General features: G+C 72.0%; 27 protein-coding genes. 15 read left to right on the top strand and 12 right to left on the bottom strand.

What is annotated here, in order from left to right:
• The first annotated feature begins 143 nt into the window (after positions 1 to 143).
• Positions 144 to 689, top strand: a complete 546-nt coding sequence (locus Pta02_RS22840; protein WP_203876948.1) for a CGNR zinc finger domain-containing protein — start codon at positions 144 to 146, stop codon at positions 687 to 689.
• Here the strand turns inward: Pta02_RS22840 and Pta02_RS22835 are convergent.
• Complete coding sequence (locus Pta02_RS22835; RefSeq protein WP_203876947.1) at positions 644 to 1,012, bottom strand: S24/S26 family peptidase; 369 nt, start codon at positions 1,010 to 1,012, stop codon at positions 644 to 646. The two genes, Pta02_RS22840 and Pta02_RS22835, sit on opposite strands and share 46 nt — an antisense overlap.
• 31 nt (positions 1,013 to 1,043) lie before the next feature.
• Here Pta02_RS22835 and sodN point away from each other — a divergent pair, with 31 nt between their 5' ends.
• The 3 genes from sodN (at position 1,044) to Pta02_RS22820 (ending at position 2,861) form a co-directional block, all read left to right on the top strand.
• Positions 1,044 to 1,445, top strand: a complete 402-nt coding sequence (gene sodN / locus Pta02_RS22830; protein WP_203876946.1) for a superoxide dismutase, Ni — start codon at positions 1,044 to 1,046, stop codon at positions 1,443 to 1,445.
• A gap of 193 nt (positions 1,446 to 1,638) precedes the next feature.
• The gene (locus tag Pta02_RS22825; RefSeq protein ID WP_373872412.1) at positions 1,639 to 2,064 is read left to right on the top strand and encodes an ATP-binding protein; all 426 of its coding nucleotides are present in this window, start codon (positions 1,639 to 1,641) and stop codon (positions 2,062 to 2,064) included.
• 17 nt (positions 2,065 to 2,081) lie between these two features.
• Positions 2,082 to 2,861 carry an RNA polymerase sigma factor SigF gene (locus Pta02_RS22820; RefSeq protein WP_203876945.1) on the top strand — a complete coding sequence of 260 codons (780 nt, stop codon included), beginning with the start codon at positions 2,082 to 2,084 and terminating at the stop codon, positions 2,859 to 2,861.
• A gap of 10 nt (positions 2,862 to 2,871) precedes the next feature.
• Here Pta02_RS22820 and Pta02_RS22815 read toward each other — a convergent pair whose 3' ends face one another.
• Positions 2,872 to 3,267: a hypothetical protein gene (locus Pta02_RS22815; RefSeq protein WP_203876944.1), complete on the bottom strand. Its 396-nt coding sequence runs from the start codon at positions 3,265 to 3,267 to the stop codon at positions 2,872 to 2,874.
• A gap of 78 nt (positions 3,268 to 3,345) precedes the next feature.
• Between Pta02_RS22815 and Pta02_RS22810 the strand changes: the two genes are divergently transcribed.
• Positions 3,346 to 4,290 carry a diacylglycerol/lipid kinase family protein gene (locus Pta02_RS22810; RefSeq protein WP_203876943.1) on the top strand — a complete coding sequence of 315 codons (945 nt, stop codon included), beginning with the start codon at positions 3,346 to 3,348 and terminating at the stop codon, positions 4,288 to 4,290.
• A 276-nt stretch (positions 4,291 to 4,566) separates the two neighbouring features.
• Positions 4,567 to 4,821, top strand: coding sequence for a WhiB family transcriptional regulator (locus tag Pta02_RS22805; protein WP_203876942.1), 255 nt, complete (start codon positions 4,567 to 4,569; stop codon positions 4,819 to 4,821).
• Positions 4,822 to 4,855: 34 nt separating this feature from the next.
• Here Pta02_RS22805 and Pta02_RS22800 read toward each other — a convergent pair whose 3' ends face one another.
• Positions 4,856 to 6,352, bottom strand: coding sequence for a PAS domain-containing sensor histidine kinase (locus tag Pta02_RS22800; protein ID WP_203876941.1), 1,497 nt, complete (start codon positions 6,350 to 6,352; stop codon positions 4,856 to 4,858).
• Between the two features lie 68 nt (positions 6,353 to 6,420).
• Between Pta02_RS22800 and Pta02_RS22795 the strand changes: the two genes are divergently transcribed.
• The 3 genes from Pta02_RS22795 (at position 6,421) to Pta02_RS22785 (ending at position 9,979) form a co-directional block, all read left to right on the top strand.
• Entirely contained in the window at positions 6,421 to 7,581 is a 1,161-nt protein-coding gene (locus Pta02_RS22795; RefSeq protein WP_203876940.1) for an 8-amino-7-oxononanoate synthase, read from the top strand.
• Positions 7,582 to 7,654: 73 nt separating this feature from the next.
• Positions 7,655 to 8,374, top strand: coding sequence for a GntR family transcriptional regulator (locus Pta02_RS22790; RefSeq protein ID WP_203876939.1), 720 nt, complete (start codon positions 7,655 to 7,657; stop codon positions 8,372 to 8,374).
• 219 nt (positions 8,375 to 8,593) lie between these two features.
• On the top strand, positions 8,594 to 9,979 hold the full coding sequence (locus Pta02_RS22785; protein ID WP_203876938.1) for a PP2C family protein-serine/threonine phosphatase: 1,386 nt from the start codon (positions 8,594 to 8,596) through the stop codon (positions 9,977 to 9,979).
• Here Pta02_RS22785 and Pta02_RS22780 read toward each other — a convergent pair.
• The 3 genes from Pta02_RS22780 to Pta02_RS22770 are packed head-to-tail and all read right to left on the bottom strand — an operon-like array spanning position 9,928 to position 12,640.
• A complete protein-coding gene (locus Pta02_RS22780) occupies positions 9,928 to 10,254 on the bottom strand; it encodes an STAS domain-containing protein (RefSeq protein ID WP_203876937.1) in 327 nt (108 codons plus the stop codon). The genes Pta02_RS22785 and Pta02_RS22780 overlap by 52 nt on opposite strands.
• Positions 10,255 to 11,325 (bottom strand): cobalamin B12-binding domain-containing protein, encoded by a 1,071-nt coding sequence (locus tag Pta02_RS22775; RefSeq protein ID WP_203876936.1) that lies wholly within the window; start codon positions 11,323 to 11,325, stop codon positions 10,255 to 10,257.
• Between the two features lie 34 nt (positions 11,326 to 11,359).
• Positions 11,360 to 12,640, bottom strand: coding sequence for a PP2C family protein-serine/threonine phosphatase (locus Pta02_RS22770; protein WP_203876935.1), 1,281 nt, complete (start codon positions 12,638 to 12,640; stop codon positions 11,360 to 11,362).
• 320 nt (positions 12,641 to 12,960) lie between these two features.
• On the opposite strand from Pta02_RS22770, the gene Pta02_RS22765 reads away from it, so the two are divergent.
• From Pta02_RS22765 to Pta02_RS22750, 4 genes are all read left to right on the top strand, one after another.
• Positions 12,961 to 13,371 (top strand): ATP-binding protein, encoded by a 411-nt coding sequence (locus tag Pta02_RS22765; protein ID WP_203876934.1) that lies wholly within the window; start codon positions 12,961 to 12,963, stop codon positions 13,369 to 13,371.
• Positions 13,372 to 13,393: 22 nt separating this feature from the next.
• The gene (gene bioD / locus Pta02_RS22760) at positions 13,394 to 14,116 is read left to right on the top strand and encodes a dethiobiotin synthase (protein WP_203876933.1); all 723 of its coding nucleotides are present in this window, start codon (positions 13,394 to 13,396) and stop codon (positions 14,114 to 14,116) included.
• 96 nt (positions 14,117 to 14,212) lie between these two features.
• On the top strand, positions 14,213 to 15,208 hold the full coding sequence (gene bioB, locus Pta02_RS22755; protein ID WP_203876932.1) for a biotin synthase BioB: 996 nt from the start codon (positions 14,213 to 14,215) through the stop codon (positions 15,206 to 15,208).
• A gap of 91 nt (positions 15,209 to 15,299) precedes the next feature.
• A complete protein-coding gene (locus tag Pta02_RS22750) occupies positions 15,300 to 16,268 on the top strand; it encodes a thermonuclease family protein (protein ID WP_203876931.1) in 969 nt (322 codons plus the stop codon).
• Positions 16,269 to 16,284: 16 nt separating this feature from the next.
• Here Pta02_RS22750 and Pta02_RS22745 read toward each other — a convergent pair whose 3' ends face one another.
• Positions 16,285 to 17,973, bottom strand: a complete 1,689-nt coding sequence (locus Pta02_RS22745; protein WP_203876930.1) for a carotenoid oxygenase family protein — start codon at positions 17,971 to 17,973, stop codon at positions 16,285 to 16,287.
• A 256-nt stretch (positions 17,974 to 18,229) separates the two neighbouring features.
• Between Pta02_RS22745 and Pta02_RS22740 the strand changes: the two genes are divergently transcribed.
• Positions 18,230 to 19,876: an acetolactate synthase gene (locus Pta02_RS22740; RefSeq protein WP_203876929.1), complete on the top strand. Its 1,647-nt coding sequence runs from the start codon at positions 18,230 to 18,232 to the stop codon at positions 19,874 to 19,876.
• Between the two features lie 49 nt (positions 19,877 to 19,925).
• Here Pta02_RS22740 and Pta02_RS22735 read toward each other — a convergent pair whose 3' ends face one another.
• Complete coding sequence (locus tag Pta02_RS22735; RefSeq protein ID WP_239131166.1) at positions 19,926 to 21,683, bottom strand: serine/threonine protein kinase; 1,758 nt, start codon at positions 21,681 to 21,683, stop codon at positions 19,926 to 19,928.
• Between the two features lie 244 nt (positions 21,684 to 21,927).
• A complete protein-coding gene (gene bsaP, locus Pta02_RS42480) occupies positions 21,928 to 22,137 on the bottom strand; it encodes a biotin synthase auxiliary protein BsaP (protein WP_444980749.1) in 210 nt (69 codons plus the stop codon).
• Here bsaP and Pta02_RS22730 point away from each other — a divergent pair.
• Positions 22,136 to 22,516 carry a thioesterase family protein gene (locus tag Pta02_RS22730; RefSeq protein WP_239131162.1) on the top strand — a complete coding sequence of 127 codons (381 nt, stop codon included), beginning with the start codon at positions 22,136 to 22,138 and terminating at the stop codon, positions 22,514 to 22,516. The genes bsaP and Pta02_RS22730 overlap by 2 nt on opposite strands.
• Positions 22,517 to 22,756: 240 nt before the next feature.
• Here the strand turns inward: Pta02_RS22730 and Pta02_RS22725 are convergent, their stop codons facing one another.
• From Pta02_RS22725 to Pta02_RS22715, 3 genes are all read right to left on the bottom strand, one after another.
• The gene (locus Pta02_RS22725; protein ID WP_203876926.1) at positions 22,757 to 22,969 is read right to left on the bottom strand and encodes a biotin/lipoyl-binding carrier protein; all 213 of its coding nucleotides are present in this window, start codon (positions 22,967 to 22,969) and stop codon (positions 22,757 to 22,759) included.
• A gap of 102 nt (positions 22,970 to 23,071) precedes the next feature.
• Positions 23,072 to 24,442, bottom strand: coding sequence for an acetyl-CoA carboxylase biotin carboxylase subunit (locus Pta02_RS22720; RefSeq protein ID WP_239131161.1), 1,371 nt, complete (start codon positions 24,440 to 24,442; stop codon positions 23,072 to 23,074).
• An 85-nt stretch (positions 24,443 to 24,527) separates the two neighbouring features.
• Positions 24,528 to 25,805, bottom strand: coding sequence for an HD-GYP domain-containing protein (locus Pta02_RS22715; protein WP_203876924.1), 1,278 nt, complete (start codon positions 25,803 to 25,805; stop codon positions 24,528 to 24,530).
• Between the last annotated feature and the right edge of the window lie 45 nt (positions 25,806 to 25,850).

Raw genomic sequence — 25,850 nt, 5'->3', positions numbered from 1 at the left:
GGTCACCCGTTTTTTGATTGTGCCACATGGTGAGACTGCGGTGGATGACAGGGATTGCTCACTTTCGTTGACAGCGTGTTAACCGCGTCACTCGTGTAATACTCGGCCTAGCCATCCATCGCTTACATCGACGGAATCTCCCCGTGGACCTGACCTCCTACGCCGAGCTGGCCGTGCTGCTCGTCAACAGCCCCGACCGCCTCACCGGCCTGGAGGGCCTGCGCGCCCTCCTGGAGGACGGCGGGCACCCGCGGCAGGCCTCGCGGCTGGACCGCGACGACCTCGCCGCCCTGCGCGAGCTGCGCGAGGAGCTCGTCGCGGTGTTCGAGGCCGCGGCCGAGGGCGACGAGCGCGAGGTGGTCGACCGGCTCAACGCGCTGCTGCGCCGTCACCCGGTCCACCCGCAGATCTCCGACCACGACGGTGAGGCCTGGCACATGCACCTCACCGAGGGCGGCCGCTTCTCCGACCAGTACATCGTGGGCGCGGTGATGGGCCTGGCCGCCATCGTGACCGACCTGGGCGCCGACCGGCTCGGCCTGTGCCAGGCCTCCCCCTGCCGCCGCGCCTATCTCGACACCTCTTCCAACCGCTCGCGCCGCTACTGCTCGGAGCGGTGCGCCAGCCGGGCGAACGTGGCCGCCTACCGCGCCCGGAAGAAGACCGGCAAGGAGAAGACGGGCCTGTAGCGCGCGACCACCCGGCCCGCCACCGGGACGGCGCCGAAGTCCCAGCTGTCCCTGCGGCCACCGGCTCGCTGGTTGTCGCTCTCCAGCCACCAGCCGTCGCCCTCCGGCCAGGCGGCGCGTTTGACGATCAGCCGGGAGGGGTCTTCGGGGAGCCTGGCGAGGACCAGGTCACCGGCCCGGATCCGCGCGCCGCGCCGTACCCACAACCAGTCCCCGGGGCGCAGGACGGGAAGCATGGAATCCCCCTCGACACGGACTCTCACGAGGCGCACACCCCTCCAGGCACGGGTTTTCGAAGGCGAGTAAGGTCGGATCCAGACCATGCTGATCTCAGCATCAAGGAAGGATTTTCCGATGCTCGCACGACTTCTGCGCCCCCGGCACGTCGCCTCGGCGCACTGCGACCTGCCCTGCGGTGTCTACGACCCGGCCCAGGCCCGCATCGAGGCCGAGTCCGTGAAGGCCATCATGGAGAAGTACGCCGCGAACGAGGACCCGGTCTTCCGTTCCCGCGCGCTCGGCATCAAGGAGGAGCGGGCCGACCTGGTCAAGCACCACCTGTGGGTGCTGTGGACCGACTACTTCAAGCCCCCGCACCTGGAGGCCTACCCCCAGCTCCACCAGCTGTTCTGGGACGCCACCAAGCTGGCGGGCGCCGCCGGCGCCAAGGGCACCGTCGACGTCTCCAAGGCCGAGGAGCTCCTGGCCAAGATCGACGAGATTTCCAAGATCTTCTGGGAGACCAAGGCCGCCTGATCACTCCGGCCCCATGGTCACCGGGCCCCCTGGCCGCGCTCGCCGCGGCGAGGGGGCCCAATTTTGTGACCCGCCGGCCCCAGCGTCCAATACAGCCTCATAGATAGGGCAAATCCTCCTCATCGCGCGTCCAACAGGGCCATGTACCGTTGCATGGCGGTAGGTTGCAGTGAGCGACTCTGCGAGGAGGAATGTGACCGAGCACACTGAGGCGCCTACGGTCGGTATGGGCGGGATCCGTGATGTGGTGACCGTCCGGCTCCCTGCCGTGAGTGCCTATCTGTCCGTGTTACGTACGGCCACTGCCGGTTTGGCCGCACGGCTGGACTTCACGCTTGACGAGATCGAGGATCTGCGGATCGCGGTCGACGAGGCGTGTGCGATGTTGTTGACCCAGGCCGTCCCGGGCACCGACCTGATCGCCGAGTTCGAGCTCACCGGTCAGGAGATGCAGGTCCGGGTCGAGGTCAGCACGGTGGGAAGCGCCCTGCCCAAGCGTGACGAGTTCGCGTGGATGGTGCTCACCGCCCTGGCCGACGACGTCGACGCGGTGACCGACTCCCCGGACCGTATGGCGATCGTGCTCCGCAAGCGCCGAGGCGCGGCGAGGCCGGCGTGACGGAAAGGACTCGTGCCATGGCCACCAGCGACCACGCGGTGCCCGACAGGGTTCGCGCGCGCACGCTCTTCGGCGAACTGGCGGAGTTGACCCCCGACGACCCGCGACGCCAGCGCATCCGTGACGAGCTCGTCGAGCTTCACCTGCCTCTGGTCGAATACCTCGCCCGCCGGTTCCGCAACCGCGGCGAGTGGCTCGACGACCTGACCCAGGTCGCCACCATCGGCCTCATCAAGTCCATCGACCGCTTCGATCTCAGCCGCGGGGTGGAGTTCTCCACCTACGCCACGCCGACGATCGTGGGCGAGATCAAACGTCACTTCCGCGACAAGGGCTGGGCGGTCCGCGTGCCGCGCCGCCTGCAGGAGCTGAAGCTCTCGCTCACCAAGGCCATAAGCGAGCTGTCGCAGCGCGAGGGCCGGGCGCCCACCGTCGCCGAGCTGGCCGCGTTCCTGAAGATGAGCGAGGAGGAGGTGCTCGAAGGGCTGGAGTCGGCCAACGCCTACTCCACGGTCTCCCTCGACGCCCCCGACTCCGGTGACGACGACGCGCCCGCGGTGGCCGACTCCCTGGGCATCGTGGACGACTCCCTGGAGGGCGTCGAATACCGCGAGTCGCTCAAGCCGCTGCTCGAACGGCTCCCGCCGCGCGAGAAGCGGATCCTGCTGCTGCGCTTCTTCGGCAACATGACGCAGTCGCAGATCGCCACGGAGCTGGGCATCTCGCAGATGCACGTCTCCCGGCTGCTGGCCAGGACGCTGACCCAGCTCCGCGAGGGCCTCACGGCCGACGACTAGGCCCTCGCGCCTACGCCCCGCGCGGCGGCTCGTCTCCGTAGAGCACGCGGGTCGTCGGCGGGGACAGCAGCGTGACCAGTCCGGCCACGGCCGCGGCGGCGAGGGGGACGCCGAGCAACGTCTGGCCGGACTGGAACAGCGTCACACAGACCGGGATCATGAAGATCTGGGTCAGCACTCCGGGGCTGCGGGTCCACCGCTCCATCCGGAGCATCCCCCAGGCGACTCTGAGCAGGGCGCCGCCGATGACCAGCCCGAACCCGGCGACGAAGACCGAGCTCATGACGTCGTCCGGCTGACCGATCACCGTCTCGATGCCGACGTAGCCGCCCAGCAGCACGGCGGCGAGGCCCTCCAGGCCCAGGACTGCGGCGGCGACGGTCAAGGTCGTCGGACGGTTCGGCACGGGGTCAACCCTATAGCCGTTGGGGGCCGATCGGTCGTGCGCCGCCTATGTACCGTTATAGATGGATACGCTGGCCTTATGCGTGCGATGCTCCTGGTGAACCCCAAGGCCACGACGACCAACCAGCGGACGCAGGACGTCCTCATCAGGGCACTGGGCGCGACGATGGATCTCACCGTCGAGGAGACCGGATACCGGGGGCACGCCGCCCACCTGGCCCGTACGGCGCACGCGGCCGGGTTCGACGTGATGGCGGTGCTCGGCGGCGACGGCACCATCAACGAGACCGTCAACGGCCTGCTCGAGGCCGACGACGGGGAGTCGGCGGCCGACCGGCCGGCGCTGCTGGTGATCCCCGGGGGGAGCGCGAACGTCTTCGCGCGGGCGCTCGGCCTGCCCAACGACCCGGTGGAGGCCACCGGCATGGTCCTGGAGGCGGTGGGGCAGGACCGCCGGCGCACGGTCGGGCTCGGCCAGGCCCTGTGGGAGGGGCAGAGCCGCTACTTCACCTTCTGCAGCGGCCTGGGCTACGACGCCGAGGTCATCCGGGCGGTCGAGGGGATGCGCGGCACCGGGCTGAAGGCCACCCCGGCCCGCTATGTGAACACGGCGCTGCGCCACTATCTGTCGACCGACAAGCGCCACGCCGCGATGACCCTGGAGGGCCCGGGGATCCCCCCGGCCCAGGGCGTCTTCATGGCAGTGGTCTCCAACACCTCCCCCTGGTCCTACGTGGGGCCCCGGCCGGTCTGCCCGACCCCGTGGGCGGGCTTCGAGACCGGCCTGGACCTGCTGGGCCTGCAGCGCCTGGGCCCGGCGGCCATGGTCCACCTGCTGTCCCAGATCATCGGCACCCGGGAGACCCTGCCCAGCGGCAGGCATCTGGTGCAGCTGCACGACGAGAAGGAGTTCACCCTGACCGCCGAGCGGCCGGTGGCCTATCAGCTCGACGGCGACTACCTCGGAGAGGTGGAGAGCGTGACTTTCCGGTCTATCCCTAACGCGTTACAGGTCGTGGTCTAGATCGTTACAACCCGTCATCGTGTGACGCATCCGACATACCTACCGGGAAAACGTTCTTCCAAAACCCTTGCGTGCGCTGACCTCGGCTGACAATCTCAACATTGACGTCGGAACGTAGGACCTTTGAACGTACCTCGCTCTCAGGCCACCGGCGATCATCGCAGACCTCTCCGGACCGAACCCGGTCCGGACGATGTCCGCGTTAGCTAGTGAAAGTCTTCACAAAGTGAGCCGACGGAGCCACGCAAAGGGCTCCTCACACGAAGGAGTGGACGCATGGACTGGCGCCACCGAGCTGCCTGCCGTGACGTGGACCCCGAGCTGTTCTTCCCGATCGGCAACACCGGCCCAGCCCTGATGCAGATCGAAGAGGCCAAGCAGGTCTGCCGTACGTGCACCGTGAGCGAGTCCTGCCTGAAGTGGGCCCTGGAGTCCGGCCAGGACGCCGGCGTGTGGGGCGGCCTCAGCGAGGACGAGCGCCGCGCCTTCAAGCGCCGCACCGCCCGGGCCCGCGCCCGCGCCGCCGTCTGACCCGCCCCGTCCCGTCGCTCCCCGCCCCGGCCCGTCAGGCGGCCGGGAGGGGGATGGCCAGGGTGACCTCGGTGCCCCCCTCCGCGCGGGGCTCGATGGCCAGGCGCCCGGCCAGCTCCCCCACGACCAGCGTCCGCACGATCTGCAGCCCGAGGCTGGTGGACGACTCCAGGTCGAACCCCTCGGGCAGACCGGCCCCGTCGTCGGAGACGATCACGTCGAGCCGGTCGCACCCCCGCGAGACGATCACCTGAAGCCGGCCCGGCCGGTTCGCCAGCCCGTGCTGGACGGCGTTCTGCAGCAGCTCGGTGAGGACCATCGCCAGTGGCGTCGCGATCTCCGAGCGCAGCACCCCGAACGTCCCGACCCGGCGCGGCGCCACCTGGGCCTCGGGGGCCGACACCTCGCTGGCCATCGCGATGACCCGGTCGGCGATGTCGTCGAAGTCCACCTGCTCCTCGGGCGTGTGGGACAGCGTCTCGTGCACGATCGCGATCGACCCGACCCTGCGCACCGCCTCCTCCAGCGCCTCGCGCCCCTCCGGCACCCGCAGCCGCCTGGCCTGCAGCCGCAGCAGCGCCGCCACCGTCTGCAGGTTGTTCTTCACCCGGTGGTGGATCTCCCGGATGGTGGCGTCCTTGGTCATCAGCTCGCGCTCGCGGCGCCGCAATTCGGTCACGTCGCGAATGAGCACCAGCGCGCCGATCCGGCCGCCCCCGACGACCAGCGGGATCGCCCGCAGCTGCACGACCGTGCCGCCCGCCTCCACCTCGGTCTCGCGCGGTTCCTTGCCGCTGGCCACGACCATCAGGTTCTCGTTGATGGGCTCGTCGGAGTAGCAGAGCGTGGCGGTCGTACGGCCCAGCTCCGCGCCGACCAGGTCGGCGGTGAGCCCCAGCCGCCGGTAGGCCGACAGGGCGTTCGGCGAGGCGTAGGTGACCCGGCCCGCCCGGTCGAGCCGGAGCAGCCCGTCGCCGACCCGGGGCGAGCGGACCAGGATCGGCTCGGCTCCGGAGAAGGGGAAGCGCCCCTCGGCCACCATCTGGGCCAGGTCGGAGGCGCTCTGCAGGTAGGTGAGCTCCAGCCGGGACGGCGTGCGCGCCGAGGACAGGTTCGTCGAGCGCTGGATCACCCCGAGATAGCGCTGCACGGGCGGCTCGCCGGGCGCGGCACCGGCGTCGGCCCGCCGTACCGGGATGGTCTCCTCGCGGACCGGGACCCCGCTGGACCAGTCGGGATCGCCCTCCCGGCAGATCCGCCGCTCGTTCCAGGCGGTGTCGATGAGCTCGCGCTCTCCCTTGGCGATGACCGTGCCGACGACGTCGTCGTGGTAGACGGTGGGCCCGGTCGTGGGCCGCATCTGCGCGATGGCGATCCACCCCGTGCCCTCTCTGAGCGGGATCCACAGGATGAGGTCGGCGAAGGACAGGTCGGCCAGCAGCTGCCAGTCGGAGACCAGCGAGTGCATCCACTCGAGGTCCGCTTCGTCGAGCGCGGTGTGGCGGACGGCCAGGTCACTAAGAGTCGGCACCCGTGCATCATGCGTTCTTTGCTGGCCCGAACGCGAATCGGGCCGCCGCGACTGTCAAAATTCCCCCTATGGAGCACACCCGGGATCCGCTGGCGCGCCTGCGCGCGGCGACGGCCAGGCGCGACGCGGCGGGCCTGAGGAGGACGCTGCGGGCGCGCACGCCCGACGACGACGGTCTGATCGACCTGGCCTCCAACGACTATCTCGGCCTGGCCAGGGACGAGCGGCTGGCCGAGGCGGCGGTCGGGGCCACCCGCACGTGGGGCACCGGCTCCACCGGCTCCCGCCTGGTCACCGGGTCCACCGCGCTGCACGCCCGGCTGGAGGCGGCGCTGTGCGCCTTCGCCGGGGCCGAGAGCGCCCTGGTCTTCTCCTCCGGCTACCTGGCCAACCTGTCGGCCGTGGCGGCCCTCGGCGCCGGCGGGCTGGTGGTCTCCGACGCGGGCAACCACGCCTCGATCGTGGACGCCTGCCGGCTGTCGCGCGCCCGCGTGGCGGTCACCCCGCACAAGGACGTCGTCGCCGTGGAGAAGGCGCTGGCCGAGCGGGAGGAGGAGCACGCGCTCGTGGTCACCGACGCGGTCTTCTCCGTCGACGGGGACCTCGCGCCGCTGGAGGAACTGCACGCTGCGGCCGTACGGCAGGGCGCCCTGCTGGTCGTCGACGAGGCGCACGCGCTCGGCGTGATCGGCCCCGGCGGACGCGGCGCGGTGTACGGAGCGGGTCTGGCGGGTGAACGGGCGATTGTGAGAACCGTCACACTGTCGAAGTCGCTCGGTGCCCAGGGAGGAGCGGTCCTCGGGGCGCCCGAAGTGATCGAAACCCTTGTGGACACGGGCCGTTCGTTCATCTTCGACACCGGCCTGGCCCCGGGCAGTGTGGCCGCGGCACTCGCCGCTCTGGATATCCTTCGAACTCAGCCCGAACTGCCCGAATTCGTACGGAGCAGGGCGAGGGAGCTGGCCGCCGTGGCCCGCGAACTCGGCCTGGAGACCGGCGATCCGGCGGGTGCGGTCGTCCCCGTCGTTCTCGGCGCACCCGAGGCCGCACTCAGGGCCGCCCTCATCTGTGCGGAACACGGGGTGCGCGCCGGATGCTTCCGGCCGCCTTCGGTGCCGGTCGGCCGCTCTTGCCTGCGGTTGACCGCGCGGGCCAATCTGAGTTCCGATGATCTCGCGGTGATCCGGGCTGCGCTCACCGCTGTGGCCGAGATGAAGGTGAGCATGTGAGCGGACGCGGCGACGCGGTCGGGCGCGGCACGGCGTGCCCGCGGGCTTCGGCCCCGTCGGGTGAGGAGCTTCCATGACCGACGAGTCACCCCGGATCCCGAAGTACTACGACGTCAAGCGGAGCCTGCTGGCGCTCACCAAGAGCCTGCCCGCCGGCAGCGCGCTGCCTCCCGAGCGCACTCTCGCGGTCCGCTTCGAGACCTCGCGGACCACGGTGCGCCAGGCGCTGTCGGAGCTCGTGGTCGAGGGGCGCCTGGTGCGCATCCAGGGCAAGGGGACCTTCGTCGCGCAGCCCAAGGTCGCCCAGGTCCTCCAGCTCACCTCCTACACCGGTGATCTGCGGACCGTCGGCCTCGAACCCGACACCAAGATCCTCGACATCAGCTACGTGACCGCCGACGAGCCCCTGGCCCGCCGCCTGGCCATCAACCCGGGCGGGCGCGTGCTGCGCATCCACCGGCTCCGCCTGGCCAACGGCGAGCCGATGTCGATCGACACCACCCACCTGTCGGCCCGCCGCTTCCCCCGGCTCCGGCGGGAGCTGGAGGTGCACTCCTCGCTGTACGAGACGCTGCACAACGCCTACAACGTGCGGCTGATGGACGCCGAGGAGATCATCGAGACCGTGCTCGCGACGCCGTACGACGCCCAGGTCCTCAGCGTGGACGTCGGCCTGCCGATGCTGCTGCTGACCCGCCACGCCTTCGACGCCGACGGCAACCCCGTCGAGTGGGCCCAGTCCCTCTACCGCGGCGACCGCTACAAGTTCGTCACCCGCCTGCGCCGTCCCTGAGGCGCTCCGCGTCCCGCGCGTCGTTGTCCCAAGTCGCAGACTTCGACGCGTGTGTCGGCCTAGCCTGGAGTGAACGCTGGTTTGGCCAGAGTCGTCGTATCGGCCGGGAGACGGATGCTTGGTGGCCATTACAGGCATCTGCGGGCGCGACGTCACCGGCCGTCCGGCCCGTGCCCCAGGGGAGGCAACCTCCCGCCCCGGGGCATGCGAAAGGTGGATATGAGCACGGACACCCTGAGCGGCACCGGCGGCGCGGCGGCCGAAGAAGCCCGGCTGGCGGCGGTTCATCGCTATCGCATCCTCGACACCCCGCCCGACGACGCCTTCGACCGGCTGGCCGCGCTGGCCGCGCTGGTCTTCGAGACGCCGATGGCCGCGATCACCATCGTGGACGAGGACCGGATCTGGTTCAAGGCCAGGCAGGGGCTGCCCGCCGGGCCGCGGCAGATCCACCGCGACGCCGGCCTGTGCGGCGAGGCGATCCTCCAGGACGGTCCGTACATCGTCACCGACGCGACCGGTGACGAGCGCGCCGCCCGCGACCCGCTGGTCCACGGCGAGCCCGGGGTCCGTTTCTACGCCGCCGTGCCGCTGACCACCTCCGACGGGCACCGGCTGGGCACGATCAACGTCCTGGACACCGCGCCCCGCACGGCCGCGGGAAAACAGCTGCGGGCGTTGCGCGACCTGGCCGCGGTGGTCGTCGACGAGCTCGACCTGCGCGTCTCCGCGCTCTCCACGGTGACGCGGGAGCGGCGGATGCGCCGGGAGCTGGAGGCCGAGAAACAACGGCTGGAGACGCTCTCCAGCGCCCTGCAGCGTTCCCTGCTGCCGCCCCTGCTCCCCAGGGTGCCGGGCCTGGAGCTGGCGGCCTGCTATCACTCGGCCTCCTGCGACCGGGTGGGCGGCGACTTCTACGACGCCTTCCCGATGGAGGGCGGGAGGCTGGGGTTCTTCCTGGGCGACGTGTGCGGCAAGGGCGCCGAGGCCGCCGCGCTGACCTCGCTGACCCGCTACACGCTGCGGGCCGCGGCCACCTACCACCCCGATCCTGTCAGCGTGCTGACCAACCTCAACACGGTGCTGCTGCAGGAACAGCAGCCGGACGAGCCGCGCTATTGCACCGTCCAGTTCGGGCTGCTCACCCCCGACGGCGACGGCTTCGACCTGGTGCTGGCCGCCGGCGGCCATCCCCCCGCCCAGCTCGTCCGCGCCGGCGGCCGGGTCGAGGCGCTGCACCCGCCCAACGGCTCGCTGGTGGGCATCTTCCCCCACCCCACCATCACCGCCGTGCGGGCACGGCTGGAACCGGGAGACGGGCTGCTGCTGCACAGCGACGGCCTGACCGAGTCCTACGTCTTCGCCGACGACGCCCCCGCCGGCCGGGAGATGTTCGGCGACGAACGGCTGACCGCGCTGGCCCGGAGCCTGGCGGGCCTGCCCGCCGCCACGATGATCGACGTGGTGGACGAGGTCGTCCACCGGCTCGGCCGCGGCATGAACGACGACACCGCCGTCCTGGCGATCACCGTGCCCCCGCCGGGCGGCCGGGCTCAGGACGGCAGGTCGAACACCTTGTCCAGAGCGGTGACCTGGAACAGGTGACTGAGGTAGGGGGTCAGGGCGACGATCCTGAACTTCCCGCGGGCCTCCTCCGCGGCGTTGTACACGTGGATCAGGGCCGCCATCCCCGATGAGTCGATGAACGTCAGGCCGGCCAGGTCCAGCTCGACCACCTCGACGTTCCCGGTGAACAACTTCGGCGACATGGCCGACAGCTCCGCAGCCGTGTCGTAGTCGAGGTGTCCGGTGACCACCACGCGGGTCACACCCGGTTCAGGAACCAGCACCTCGGTACGGAACGGGATCCTCTCCAGCATCTAACGTTCGTTCTCCCAATCGGCGTCGTCGGTCTCGGCGGCGTGCGCCGAATGGATGCCCTCGGCCAGCAGGTGACGGGCCCGAGGGAATTCTCTCAGCTGGTCCCGGAAGACGCGAAGCCCCCGCACGAGCGCCCCGGGCGGCACCCCGCGCGCCCGGAGCACGCCGCACGTCCAGGTGACGAAGTCCGTGAACACGGCGGTGTCGTCGACGTAGAGCGCGGCGGCGAGGAAGTCGGCGATGTGGGCCATGTCCTCGGCGGTGGACTCCATCTGCCGGTCGTCGTACCGGGCCATGGGCGGGTAGGCGCCGGCGAGGGCGTCCATCGCGCCGGTCAGGATGGCCGGGCGGCGCCGGACCAGCTGGGTGTACTCCTCGTCGGCGAGGTGGGCCATGGCGTCCATCGCCACCGGCGACGACGGCAGGCCGCCGGACTGGAGGTGGTCGGCGGCCGCGTCCGCGCTGGGAGCCCAGCCGTCGGCGCCCAGGAGCCGGGCCAGGCGGCCGTCGGAGCCGAACCCGGGGCCTCCGGCCAGGACGGGGATGCCGACGGCCTGGCAGGCGGTGAGCGTGGCGTGCGCGCGGGGCAGCCGGGTGGGCAGCGTGCAGCTGAGGGCGACCGCGTCGGGCCCCTTCTGGTGCAGGTGGGTGATCAGGTGGGTGCCGGGGACGCTGGCGCCCAGGAAGTCGACCCGCCACCCGCGCAGGCGGAGCACCTCGGTCAGCAGCCGGGTGGACAGGGCGTGGTACTCGCCGTCGGTGCAGGCGACGACGACCCGGCCGAGGACGGGCTCGGGCCGCACCCGGGAGGCGATGGCCGCCACGACCCGCTCGCTCACCGCCGTGGCCCCGTGCTCGCGGGCCACCGACCAGCGGTCGGCGGCCCACAGCTCGCCCACGCGACGCTGGGCGGGGGCGATGAGTCCCAGCAGCAGGGTCTCGGCGGGCACCCCGTCGTCCAGCAGGTTCAAAGCCAGGTCGACCGCGCCGAACTCGTCGGCGTGGCCGATGTGCTCGAGGTAGTTCTCGGCGGCCGCCTCCAGGCCGGGGGCCAGGACGAGCTCGCTCACCGCGCCTCCCCTCTCGTGGCCGGAACGAGGCCTGTCATCGCTCCCCCCCTCTTCCGGCCGGGACGCGGGCCTCCGACGGCACCGCCTGTACGGCCAGCAGCGCGCGGTCGTCCTGCTCCGCGCTCTCGGCCAGCCAGCCGGTGCTGAGCTGCTCCAGGCGCTCGACCAGGGCGGTGACCGGCATGCCCGCGCAGGTGGCCAGGTCGGCCTTCAGGCGGGCCGTGCCGTACATCTCCCTGCCCGTGGGACCGCCGAAGGCCTCGGTGATGCCGTCGCTGTAGAACAGGCACACATCGCCCGGGGCCAGGTCGACGGTGACGAGGGCGGGGACGATGCTCCTCAGCGCGCCGAGCAGGGAACCGCGCTCGGTGATCTCCTCCACGGTGCCGTCGCCCCGCAGGACCAGCGGGGCCGGGTGCCCGGCGATGGCCAGCTCCAGCCGCGTGTGGCCGCCGGCGGCGGAGTGCACCGCCCCCAGCACCATGGTGACGAAGGGGCTCTTCGCCGGGGAGGCCAGCAGGGACCGGTTGAGCAGCCCGACGATCCGCTCGGGACGGCCCTCCAGCAGCAGCAGGGTGCGCAGGCTGTGGCGGACCTGCCCGGCCAGCACCGCGGCCCTGGCCCCCTTGCCGCACACGTCCCCCAGCGTCACCAGCGGCCTGCGCCCGGGCTCGTCGCGCAGGGCGTCGGCGTCGGGCAGGTAGACGTCGTAGAAGTCGCCGCCGATCAGCCCGGCCTGCTGGGAGGCGCGCAGCGCCCCGGCCATCCGCACCCCCTCCAGCTCGGGCAGCGGGGGCGGCAGCAGGTCGCCGGTCAGGATCGCGTTGGTGGCGCTCTGCTCCTGGTACAGCACGGCCGCGGAGATGGCCGCGCCGGCCCGGGCGGCGAAAACCCGCACCAGGGTCTCGGTCTTGTCGTCGAAGGGGGCGGAGCCCTCGCGGCGGGCGAGCACGAGCGCCCCGGCCGGGACGCCGTTGCCGGGCAGCGGCGTCACCAGCAGGTGGCCGACCGGGCCGAACCCCCCGGGCAACAGCCACGCCGGTGTCTGCGCGGAGTCCAGCCAGCGGCTGGGCACCGGCGGGAAGCCCGCCAGCGCCTCGGCGAGCCCCGGCACCTCGGCGGCGGCGGCGAGGTCGATCTCGCCCTCCTCCAGGCCGGTCCGCCCGGCCGTGCCGCGCAGCCAGCCCGCCCGGCGCCGGGTGGGCGGCAGCACCACCATGGCGACGTCGGCCAGGAAGGCCGCGGCCAGCTCGGCGGTGGTCCGCGCACAGCGGCGGGTGTTGAGTGAGGCGGACAGCCGGCGACCGGCCTCCACCAGGAACTCCGTATCGTTTCGCCAAGCCGGGCGCTCGACCGCGGAAACGACACCGGTTTTCTCGCCTGCCGGCCGTACTCTCGTCATCACCGGGCCTTCCACGTAGGGCGTCCGACCACCATACCCGCCTCTCCCGCCACGCTCCGGGTCAACACCACCCCCGCTCCGCCCCATCACACTTCTCTGAGAGTGCGACAAAATTCCCGGAAGCACCATCACCTGCCCATAGAGGGGAACTACCGTATGACCATCGCCTTCGGCTCCCGGCACGACCGGAGCGACGGCTCCGGTCCCGCAACCTCACGCTGAGAGGAGCGCGAGTGGGCACCCCCCGGCACCACCGATGGGACATCGACACCGATCTGCCCGCCCTGCGTGAGCGGATCGCCGAACTGGCGGCCGAGGCGGGTCTGAGCGGCCACCGCCTGATGGACTTCGTGGTGGCGGCCAACGAGGCGGTCATCAACGTCCGCGAGCACGGCGGCGGCACCGGAACCCTCGAACTCTGGTACGACGACGGCTGCCTGACCGTCGAGATCACCGACTCCTCCGGGACGCTGCAGGCCCACGACGTCCACCGCCCCACCCCGGAAGCCGACAGCCCGCGTGGATTCGGCCTGTGGCTCATGGGCCGGCTGTGCGACGAGTTCAGCATCTCCCAGATGGTCGGCCGCTCCCGCGTCCGGCTCCGCATGCACCTGACCCCCCTGCCGGTGCCCGGCGCCGGATGAGCTTGCCCCTAGGGTGGTGCGGGTGAGCATTCTCGTGGTCACCGGGACCGACACCGGGGTGGGCAAGACGGTCGTCACGGCCGCGGTGGCGGCCCTCGCGCGCGAGCGGGGTTCGTCGGTCGCGGTGGTCAAGCCCGCGCAGACCGGGGTCGGGCCGGACGAGCCCGGCGACCTGGACGACGTCATCCGGCTCTCGGGCGTGACGACCACCTTCGAGTTCGCCCGCTTCCCCGACCCGCTGGCCCCGGCCGCCGCGGCCCGGGTCTCGGGGGCCGGGGCGATGTCGCCGTCCCGGGCCGCCGAACGGATCGAGGAGCTGGCGGAGTCGCACCGGCTGGTGATCGTGGAGGGCGCCGGGGGCCTGCTCGTCCGCTTCGACGACGAGGGCGCCACGATCGCCGACCTGGCCCGCAGGCTCGGGGCCCCGGTGCTCCTGGTCGCCAGGGCGGGGCTGGGCACGCTCAACCACACCGCGCTGACGCTGGAGGCGATGGCCGGGCGGGGGCTTCAGCCCGCCGGGGTGGTGATCGGGTCGTGGCCGGCCGAGCCCGGCCTGGCCGAGCGGTGCAACGTGGCGGACCTGGAGATGCTGGCCGCCCGCCCGCTGACCGGCGTCCTGCCGGAGGGAGCCGGCGCGATGGACCGTGAGAGCTTCGCCCGCGCGGCCCGGGCCGGTCTGGGCCCGTCACTCGGCGGCGCCTTCGACGCGGCGGCCTTCCGCACGGCGTTCACGATCGCTTCGTGATCACGACCTGCCGTACCCGCCACGACCCGCCCCCGCCGCGTGGAGCGCACATCTAGGCTGGCTCCGTAGCCGACCCCCGCAGAGCGGAGCCATCAGTTGAGCGACATCCTTGAGATCGCCCGGGTCCAGGTCCTCCAGGAAGGCCGCGGCCTGGACGCCGCCCAGGCGCTGCAGTGCCTGACCCTGCCCGATGAGCGCCTGCCCGACCTGCTAGCCCTGGCCCACGAAGTGCGCATGGCCTGGTGCGGCCCCGAGGTCGAGGTCGAGGGCATCGTCTCCCTCAAAACCGGCGGCTGCCCCGAGGACTGCCACTTCTGCTCCCAGTCCGGCCAGTTCTCCTCCCCGGTCCGCGCCGCCTGGCTGGACATCCCCGCGCTGGTCGAAGCCGCCCGGCAGACCGCCGCCACCGGCGCCAGCGAGTTCTGCATCGTGGCCGCCGTGCGCGGCCCCGACCGCCGGCTGATGGACCAGGTCCGCCAGGGTGTCAAGGCGATCCGCGAGGCGGTGGACATCAACGTCGCCTGCTCGCTGGGCATGCTCACCCAGGCCCAGGTCGACGAGCTGGCCGAGATGGGGGTGCACCGCTACAACCACAACCTGGAGACCGCCCGCTCGCACTTCGACAAGGTGGTCACCACCCACAGCTGGCAGGAGCGCTGGGACACCTGCCTGATGGTGCGCGAGGCCGGGATGGAGCTGTGCTGCGGCGGCATCGTCGGCATGGGCGAAAGTCTGGAGCAGCGCGCCGAGTTCGCCGGGCAGCTGGGCGAGCTGGCGCCCGACGAGGTGCCGCTGAACTTCCTCAACCCGCGCCCCGGCACGCCCTTCGAGTCGCTCCCGCTGCTGGAGGGATCCGAGGCGCTCAAGACGATCGCCGCCTTCCGGCTGGCGCTGCCGCGCACGATCCTGCGCTATGCCGGCGGCCGGGAGCTGACGCTGGGCGATCTGGGCACCCGGGACGGCCTGCTGGGCGGGATCAACGCGATCATCGTCGGCAACTATCTGACCACCCTGGGCCGCACCGCCGATCAGGACCTGGAGCTGCTGGCCGACCTGAAGATGCCGATCAAGGCGCTCTCCGACACGCTCTGACCCGTGTTCCCCGGTCCCGGAGTCACAGGAGTCATATTCGGGACCGGCAACCCTCCTGACGAGCCGCGAACGGGCGTTCATCATGTGGAACATGGCGAAAGCGATCGAACAGCCCGTTCCCGGCATCACCGTCGGACACGCACTCCTCGCACGCTCCAGAGGCGCGCCCCAGCCCGTCGACAAGATCGTCCATGACGGCGACACCATCAACATCGCGGCCGACGGCAACTTCGGCGTGCGCCTGCTCGGCGTGGACGCCCCCGAGGTCAGCTTCGAGCTGCCCCGCAACACCGCCTTCCCCGACTGGCCGAAGAGCTTCGTCAAGATCTCGAATCCGGCCTGGACGCAGTTCCTGACCGACCCGTTCGCGCCCGGTCTCGAACCGCTGCCGCTGCGCGCTTCGCTCCACGCCTACCTGCTCACGAAGCTGGACGCCGGAACGGCCGCCAACCACGCCGCCCACGGCGGCCCGCCCACGCAGGCGCTCAAGGACATGATCAGCTCGGACATCGCCGAGCAGGGCCTGACCGGGGAGACCTTCAAGCTGCGGCTGGCCTTCGCCCACGAGATCCTCGACCGGTACGGCAGGCTGCTGTGCTACGTCAACCGCGACCAGAAGGCCAAGCCGCGGCCGGCGCCGTACAACGAGCGGTTGCTGGCCGGCGGGCACGTCATGCCGTACCTCATCTGGCCCAACGTCGACCCCTTCGTCCGCCAGGAGAACAAGGTGGCGCAGGCCGTACCCGCCCCGGGGTCGGCCAGGGAGTTGGCCGAGCGCGGCGCGCTGGGCCAGGCCCGCGACTCGGTGCGGCGGGCGCGCCAGGCCGGCGCCGGGCTCTGGAACCCGGCCGACCCGCTGAAGCTGCACGCCTTCGAGCTGCGTTTCCTGGCCGGGCGGCGGGCTCCCGACCGCTACGTCCTGGACCTGTCCGACAGCTCGCACGAGCTGCTGCACCCGCAGAGCTACCACCGGATCCCCAACCCCGAGGACCGGCTGTACGTCAACGCCGAGCACGCGCCCCTGTGGGCGGAGAAGGGCTGGTCGGTCCCCCCGCTGTGAGGCCTCCGGAGCCCCGTCAGAGCTCCGCGGCGACCTCGCGGGCCACGGCCTGCAGGGCGGGGTCGAGCTGCCCGAGCCGGTCGTCGAGGTCGTCGGCGAAGCGGAGCCGTTCGACGGAGGGGTCGGCGGGCCGGGCCTCCGGCATCCAGGCCGCATGGATCATGAACGGGATGACCGTGCCGGGGGCCGGGGCCAGCGTGGCCACCGGACCGCGCGAGACGGCGGCGGCGTCGAAGACCTCGATCCGGAAGCGGGCGTCGTTGTGCACGACCACGACGAGGTGGCCGTCGTGCCCGCCGGGCTCGGCGCCCGCGTAGCGGCTGCGCCCGGGCCCGCCGGGGTTCCTGGGCACGAACGCGGGGGCGGTCGGATAGTCGTCCGGGGACCAGGCCCACTCCGACAGCGGCTTGAGCGAGCCGTGCTCCAGGGAGGCGAGCACCGCCGGGGTCTGCTCGGCGGGGAACAGCGAGCGGTCCACCCGTGAGCCGTAGTTGCGCAGCGCCCGCTGGTTGATCCCCTCGGGATGGAAGCCCTGGAAGATCAGATGGTGGCGGGTCGGGGCGAGCCGTCCCTCCGCGGACCAGTCGACGGCCGACAGTTCGGCCTGCCAGTAGCGCTCCGGGTCGTACAGCCGGGCGAGGTCGGTGACCGTCCCGCGGCCGGGGTCGAACTCCAGGAGCGTGGTGAGGGCCGGGGTCATCCCGTGGCAGTACATGCCGCGCAGGGCGGGGTCGATCGGGCGGCCGTGGACGTCGAGGTCGTCCTCCCGCAGGTACATGCCGATGTCCACGCCCGGCGTGTGCTCCATGACGATACGGATCCCGGCGGAGTCGTCGTAGACGGCGTAGAAGTGGTTGACCTCGGGAGCGATCCGGAAGACGGTGCCGCGCACCGGCGTGCCCGGCGGCGCGGCGTCGAAGGCGTCCTTGCGGACGAGCACCAGCGGGCCGTCGGGGTTGTTGGCCACCCGGCGGTCGCCCGCCCCGAGGACCTCGTCGAGGTCGACCTTGTAGGCGGTGTCGGCGAGCACCAGCCAGTCGCGGGTCTGGGTGATGGTGTGGGTGGCCTGCGGGAACACCACTCCTTCGACGGGGCGGCGCCGCACGTGTCTGCCCGCGCCGTCGTAGCGCACCACCGACAGCCCGCCGGTGAGCGGGTCGCGGGTCACCGACCACAGGCAGCCGCGGTCGGGGTCGATCACGGGGTGGGCGGTGGACAGGATCGAGGGCAGGACCGGGGCGTCGAGGACCGGGGCCCAGTCGTCGCGATGGCCTACCTCGCCGAGGAAGGCGAGGCTGACCGGGTCGACCTCGACGGGGCGCCCGGCGTCCCAGGTGGCGAAGAGCCGGTCGCCCCAGGGCAGCGGGGCGGTGTTGGCGGCGTTGAGGCCGCCGAACGGCGAGGACGTGCCGACCGGTCCGGCCGTGAACAGGTCGGGGCGCCGGCGGCGCAGCCGTACCGAGGGGGAGTCGATGACCCGCGGCCGCCAGGCGAACCGGCCGGCGGGGGCGCCGTCGGTGCCGGGGGTGAGCGCGAGGCGGACGAGAATGCCGTCGCCGAAGAACGCGTGGATCGGGTTGCTGCGCTGGTCGGAGCTGCTGATGATGAAATGTCCTGAGATATCGCTGGGCCAGCTCCCGCTGACGACGGCGAGATCCAGGTCCGGGAGATCTCCCTTGGTCAGGATCGAACGCGGAATCGGCATGGCGGCCCCTCCTGCGAAAACCGAATTGGATTCGCTGTCCATCAATCCCCCTTCCCCCGCCACCGTCAAGGCCGCGGCCCGGCCGCGGGCGTCCGGTCAAGGTTCGGTCGTCGACCGGTCACGTGCCGTAGGGGACCGGTTATGGTTCGCGCGTGTGACGAGGGGAAATCGGGGGAGGGTATGAGGCCCATGAGTCCCCCCGGGCCCCCCGCCCACTCCCCTGTCCGGCTAAGTGACTGACTGGTAGGTTTCGCGCATGGAGTCTCCGAAGCACGCGGGCGACGTCGCGGTCGCCGTCTCCAAGGCCTACGGCATCGAGACGATGTTCACCCTGTCCGGCGGGCATGTCTTCCCCCTGTACGACGGAGCGGTCCATGAGGACGTCTCCATCCTCGACGTGCGGCACGAGCAGAGCGCCGTCTTCGCCGCCGAGGCGACCGCCCGGCTGACCCGCAAGCCGGGCCTGGCCGTGCTCACCGCCGGTCCCGGCATCACCAACGGCGTCAGCGGCGTGGCCACCGCCCACTTCAACGGCTCCCCGGTCGTGGTCATGGGAGGCAGGGCCCCGCGCTCGCGCTGGGGCTCCGGCGCACTGCAGGAGATGGACCACCCGCCGCTGTTCACCCCGATCACCAAGCTCGCCTTCACCGGCTCGGGCGCCGACTCCGTCGGCCAGGACGTCGAGATGGCCTTCCGGACCGCCATCGCCCCGCACCGCGGCCCGGTCTTCCTCGACTTCTACATGGACGACCTGTTCGCCCCCGCCGCCCCGCACGCCACCGAGACGCTGACCCCCTCCCCCCTCGAACCCGACGCCGACGCCCTGGCCTCGATCGCCAGGCTGCTGGCCGAGGCCGAGCGGCCCGTGCTGGTCCTGGGCTCCGACGTGTGGATGGACCGCGCCGAGGAGGTCGCCCGGAGCTTCGCCGAGGAGTACCGCCTGCCGGTCATCCCCAACGGCCAGGGCCGGGGCATCCTGCCCGCCGGGCACGAGCTGCTGGTCAACCGGGCCAGGAGCCTGGCCTTCTCCCAGGCCGACCTGGTGATCGTGGCCGGCACCCCGCTGGACTTCCGGCTCGGCTACGGCTGGTTCGGCGGCAAGGACGGGGCCCCGCTGGCCAAGGTCGTGCACCTGGTGGACGCGCCCTCGCAGCTGGCCACGCACATGCAGCCGGCCGGCTCCGCCGCGGGCGACCTGTCCCTGCTGTTCTGGGGGCTGGGTACGGCCTGCACCGAGGCGGGCGTGTCCCCCGTGAGGTACGCCCCGTGGCTGGCGAAGCTGGCCGACGCCTCGGCCGCCGCCATCGCCGGGGACGCCGGGCTGCTCGCGGCCGAGGCCGACCCGATCCACCCGATGCGCATCTACGGCGAGCTGGGCAGGATCCTCGCCGACGACGCCGTGGTGATCGGCGACGGCGGTGACTTCGTCTCCTACGCCGGCAAGTACGTCGAGCCCCGCCAGCCCGGCAACTGGCTCGACCCGGGCCCGTACGGCTGCCTGGGCACCGGCCTGGGCTACGCCATCGCCGCCCGCCTGGCCCGCCCCTCCTCCCAGGTGGTGCTGCTGCTGGGCGACGGCGCGGCGGGCTTCTCGCTGATGGACGTGGACACGCTGGTACGGCACCGCCTGCCGGTGGTGATGATCTGCGGCAACAACGGCATGTGGGGCCTGGAGAAGCACCCCATGCAGATGCTCTACGGCTACGACGTGGCCGCCGACCTGCAGCCGCAGTGCCGCTACGACCAGGTGGTGACCGCCCTGGGCGGCGGCGGCGAACTGGTCACCGACCCCACCGAGATCGGCCCGGCGCTGCGCCGCGCGTTCGACTCGGGCGTGCCGTACATGGTGAACATCGCCACCGACCCGTCCGTCGCCTACCCGCGCACCACCACGGGGGTCTGACGACCGGGACTCCGGCGCCGGATCCCCACGGGGCCCGGCGCCGGGACTCCTAGGACGTCGGCTTCGACGACGGAGTCGAGCTGGGGGTCGGGCACGGCACGTTGACCGCGATGACCTCCACCGGCTTCCTGACGTCCTGCATCGCCCCCGCGCCCGGCCGCTGCTCGACCACCTTGGTGCACTGGTCGGGGTCGGCGTCGCCGCTGTAGGTGACCGTCACCTTCAGACCGGCCTTCGCCAGCACGTCCTTGGCCTGCTCGGGGGTCAGGTCCAGCACGCTCGGGACCTTCTTCTTCACCGCCGGCGTCGGAGTCGGCGTGGGAGTCGGCTTCTTGGAGGGCGTCGGAGTCGGAGTCGGCGTGGGAGTCGGCTCCTCGGTCGGCTCCTCCGTCGGGGTCGGCTCCGCGGTGGGCGTCGGCTTGGTCAGGCGCTCCCTCGTCGGCGTGGGCTTCGGCGGGCGCGAGGTGGCCTTGGAGGGCTTCGGCGACTCGGCTCCCGCGGGCAGCGTCTCGGCGCTGCCCGGCTGGGTGACCTGCGGCTCCCTATCGGAGGCCGCCACCACGTTGACCGCCACGGTGGCGAGTCCGACGCCGAGCACGAGCGCCCCGGCGGTGACGGCCAGCAGGCTGCCCTTGCGCCTGGGCCGCTGCGCGCCGCGGCGACCCCTGCCGCGATGGCCGGGATCGACCGGCGGCATGCCGGGCGGCGGCGAGGTCGGCGCCTCCGCCCGCCAGCCGGTCGTCGGCTGCGCGGCGACGTGCCGCATGCCGGTCGGCTGGGCCGCCTCCACCCATCCGGTCGGCCCGGCGCTCTCCTGATGGGCCTGGCCCGCCTCGGGCCTGGCGGCGTCGTACCATCCCGTCTGCGCCCATCCGGCCTGCTGCGCGGTGACGTCCGCGCCGTAGCCGGTGGAGGCCGGGTCGTAGCCGGCGGGGGCCGGGTCGTAGCCGGCGTATCCGGCGGGGGCCTGCTGGGCCGCCTCGGCGCCCGTCTCCGCGGCCAGCACCGCCTGCCTGGCGGCGGTGCTCATCGCCGCGGCGCTGGGAAAGCGCCGGGCCGGGTCCTTGGACAGCGCCCGCTCCACCAGGGCGCGGACCGCGGGCGGGATCGCGGCCGGGAGCGGCGGCGGGGCCTCGCGGATGTGCTTGAGCGCGATCGTGACCGGGCTGTCGCCGTCGAAGGGCCGCTGCCCGGCCAGGCACTCGTAGGCGACCACGCCGAGGGCGTAGATGTCGACCAGCGGGGTGACCGGCGCGCCCTCGGCCTGCTCGGGCGCGCAGTAGGCGGCGGTGCCCAGCACCATGCCGGCGTCGGTCAGCCGGCTGGCCGCGTCGGACCTGGCGATGCCGAAGTCGGTGAGCACGAGCGTGCCGTCGGGCCGGACCATCAGGTTGCCCGGCTTGACGTCCCGGTGGACGATGCCCTGGTCGTGCACGGCCTGCAGTGCCGAGGCCGCCTGGGCGATGAGCTCCATCGCCGCGCCGGGGGCGATGCTCCCCAGCCGGGCGAGCAGCCGGTCGAGCGGCTCGCCGTCCACGAACTTCATCACCAGGTAGACGGTCGCCCCCGCGCCCGGTACCTCGTGAGCCCCGTAGTCGTAGACGTCCACGACCCCCGGGTGGTTGATCGTCGCCATCGCCCGGGCCTCGCCCTGGAATCGGACCAGGAAACCCGGGTCCTCCATCCGTCCCGGGAGCAGCACCTTGACGGCGACGGTGCGGGCCAACACGATGTCCTCACCGCGCCAAACCTCGCCCATGCCGCCTGCGCCGATGCGGGTATCTAAGCGATACCGCCCGGCCAGCATCGTGCCTTGGGCCACCATGACTCCCCCGTAACCCTCTCCACTTCCACCCCAGGGTTCTCCAACAAAGCGGATTTGTATCGCGACGCTGTCACGGCGACATAACGAAGCTCTGCGTGCCGCCCGATCTGCAAACTGGGGACGAGCGGCAGCATGACACAAAATCTGGAGCTATGGACGTTTTTGTATAGCTTGCCGTACGAACTCCATTATCACCGAACCCGATCACTCACTCCCGCCTCTTGGGTCAACCGGTACGCACACCGTGCTCCACGCACGTCGCCGACCATCCCGCCGGTGTCACCTGCACCACCATCCGGCGGCGGCAGCGGGCGCAGTAGCGCGGCGGTTCCATCTCCCTGGCGGTGCGGCAGGCCCCGTGATCGCCTTCGCCGGCCGGGTTCCCGCAGTGGTCGCAGTAGGACGTCACAGAAGCAGACCCTATGCTGACGCGCATGACGCTCGCTCCGGGTCTGCGCGCCACGCTCCTCATCATGGTCGAGAGGGAGGACACCGCGGTGAAGGTCGGCAGCGGGGACGTCCCCGTGCTGGCCACTCCCCGCCTGCTGGCCCTCGCCGAACAGGCGACCGTCCAGGCGGTCTCCGGGGAACTGGACCCGGGCCGGACGTCCGTGGGCACCAGGGTCACCCTGGAGCACCTGGCCGCCAGCCCCGTCGGCACCCACGTCGAGATCGCCGCCGAGCTCACCGAGGTCGACGGCCGCCGCCTGGTCTTCGCCTTCACCGCCCGCGACGAGAACACGCTCGTCGGAACCGGCACGATCGAACGCATGATCGTCGACCGCGACCGCTTCCTCGCCAGACTCGCCCGCTGACCCACCGGCCGCGTCCACCCGGATCGACACGCCCGCTGACCGCATCGGCCTCCATCGGCCGGGTCCACCCGGACCGGCTCATCCGCCGACCCCATCGGCCCGCCCGCTCAGTTCGACGCACCCGCCGACCCCATCGGCCGCGTCCACCCGGTTCTCCCAGCCGTACCGGCACCCCTTCGACGGCGCCGGTACGGCGGGCACCCCGGACGGCGGTGGCCGGCGCCGCGGTACGGCGGGCGGCTACTCGATGACGGCGATCAGGTCGCCCTCCTGGACGACGTCGCCCTCGGCGACCTTGAGCTGGACCACCACGCCGTCGTCCTCGGTGATGACCGGGATCTCCATCTTCATCGACTCGAGGATGACCAGCGTGTCGCCGTCCTCGACGGTGTCGCCCTCGGAGACGAGGACCTTCCACACGTTCGCCACCATCTCCGCGCGTACTTCAGCCACCGGGAACTCCCATCGTCATTCGCCTGCCAATGTCACACCCGGCCGGGCCCGCGGCCCGGCCGTCCAACTCGTCCCAACGTCCAACCTGCCAAACCCGCCTGGTCAGGCCCGCATGCGGGTCACCAGTCCCGTGTCGTAGTCGCCGGTCGCGAACTCCGGGTTCTCCAGCAGCTCCGCACAGAACGGCAGGTTGTTCTTGGGCCCCTCGATCCGGAACGCGGCCACCGCCTCGCGGGCGCGGTCGAGCGCCTCGGCCCGAGTCTGCCCGAACACGCACAGCTTGGCCATGAGCGGGTCGTAGAACGGCGTGACCACGGTGCCCTCGGCGTAGCCGGAGTCGACCCGGACGCCCTCGCCGGACGGCTCGCTCCACACGTCGATCTTCCCGGGACCGGGGAAGAAGCGCTTGGGGTCCTCGGCGTAGACACGGAACTCGATCGCGTGGCCGTTCGCGGCCGCCGCGACGTCGGTCTTCTCCCCGGCGGCGATGCGCAGCTGCTGCTCCACCAGGTCGACACCGGTCACCAGCTCGGTCACCGGGTGCTCGACCTGGAGGCGGGTGTTCATCTCCAGGAAGACGAAGTCCTGGTTGTCGGCGTCGACCAGGCACTCCACGGTCCCCGCTCCGCGGTATCCCACGGCCTCACCCGCCCGTACGGCCGCCGCCAGCATGCGCTCGCGCAGCTCCGGCGTGATGCCGGGCGAGGGCGTCTCCTCCACGACCTTCTGGTGGCGGCGCTGCACCGAGCAGTCGCGCTCGCCCAGCGCGACGACCGTGCCGTCCGCGAGGCCGAGGATCTGCACCTCGACGTGGCGGGCGCGCTCGATGTAGCGCTCGAGCAGGATCGCGGGCCCCTCACCGGTCCCGCCGAAGCGCGCCGCGGCCCGCGCGGCGGTCTCGAACGCCTTGGCCAGCCCGGCCTCGTCGTGGGCGACGCCCATGCCGATGCCGCCGCCACCGCCGGCCGTCTTCACCATGACCGGGTACCCGATCTCGGCGGCGGCCGCCGCGGCCTTCTCCACGTCGGTGACCGGCTCCCGGGTGCCCGCGGCGACGGGCACGCCCGCGGCCTCCATCAGGTTCCGGGCATTGATCTTGTCGCCCATCTGCTCGATCGACTCGGGCGAGGGGCCGATCCAGACGAGCCCGGCTCCGATCACCGCGCGGGCGAACTCCGCGTTCTCGGAGAAGAAGCCGTAGCCCGGGTGCACCGCCTGCGCGCCCGACGCGCGGGCCGCCTCGAGGACCTTCCCGGCGTCGAGGTAGCTCTGCGCCGGATTGGCGGGACCCAACAGGATCGCCTCGTCGGCCTCCTTCACGAAGGGCAGATCGGCGTCGGCCTCGGAGTACACCGCCACGGCCCGCAGCCCCATGCGCTGGACCGTACGGATGATTCGCCGGGCGATTTCGCCGCGGTTTGCGACCAGAACGGACTCGAACACGTCGTGGACCCCTTTCGACCGCTCCACCATATGACCGGGGTCTCGGCGCAGCCTTTCGCCCTAAACCACCGATCGCGGCGACACGATCTGTAGGAACCCCACAACCAGCACCGGATCAGTAACGCGCGAGACGGTCGACGACGCGGGCCAGCGCCTCCACGACGTCCGGATCGTACTCGGCGCCGATCCCGCCCCGGAGCCGCTCCATCGAGGCCCCCGCCCGGTCGCGGTCGGTGGAGGCGCCGACCAGGTCGTCGTAGGCGTTGACGGCCTTGATGATGCGGCTGGGCAGCGGCGGCATCTCGATGCACGGGTCGCACTGGCGGCGCACGATCTCCGCCACCCGGTCCAGCACCCCCGTCTGCCGGATGACCTCCGCGCCCAGCTCGGCGATGCGCCGCGCCTGCGCGGAGTCGACGAGCACGGTCGCGCCCCCCGGGATCGGATCGCGCAGCGAGAGCTGCCCGATGTCGTGCATGAGCGCGGCGTACTCCAGCTCCAGCAGCTCCGGCTCGGCCATCCCCAGCTCCCGGCCCACCGCGACCGACAGACGGCTCACCCGGCGCGAGTGGCCGGGCTCGACGTAGCCGGCGACCTCGGTGACCTGCGACAGCGCCCGGACCGTCTGCAGGTAGGTGGCCCGGATCCCGGCGTATTTACGGAAGGCGACCTGCGTGACCAGCAGCGGGGCCGCGAAGACCAGCAGCGCCGCCATGTCCATGCTGTGCGAGGCCAGGGCCAGCAGGATGCCCGAGGACCCCACCGCCACCCCCAGCGGAGCCGCCATCCGCACCTCGTCGCGCAGCGCCACACCGAAGGCGGCGCGCACCTGCTCGGCCCGCAGCACCGCGGCCAGCAGCACGTCCAGCGTCAACGTCACCATGACCAGCAGGGCCATCACGCCCAGCACCGACGTCCAGCTCCCGTCGGGTCCCCGGGTCATCCCGTGCAGCGAGTCGGCCAGCGGCCGGTAGGCGAAGGCCAGCAGGGCGCCGGTCAGCAGCCGCCGGGCCATCGCGTCGAGCTGGGGCGGGCGCCCGACCGCCAGGTGCGGCAGCACCCCGGCGGCCATCCCGACCGCCATCACGGCGACGACCTGCAGCGGCGAGTGCAGGGCCTCGGTGGTGCCCACGTCGAGCAGCAACGTGTAGCCCAGCGCGGCGGCCGCCCCGATGGGGGCCACCTCCCGGTTGCCCGGCATGGTGAGCCTGGCCAGTTCCCCTGCGGCGATCAGCGCGCCGAACCCGATCGCGAACTCCGGCTGGACCAGCCCCACCGCCGCGGTGTGCACCACCCCGGCCACCGCCAGCAGCCCCGCCACGGAGATGAGCAGGAGCTGCCCGGAGTCCAGCCGCTGAAAGGCACGCGTGGTCGGAACGACGGTGCTGCTCACCGCTCCGCGCTCCCGGTCGCCTTCTCACTCGCTGCGCTCGCTCGG

It is taken from the genome of Paraplanobispora takensis (assembly GCF_016863195.1).
GTDB lineage: Bacteria > Actinomycetota > Actinomycetes > Streptosporangiales > Streptosporangiaceae > Planobispora > Planobispora takensis.
This window is presented reverse-complemented; position numbering and strand designations above follow the sequence as displayed.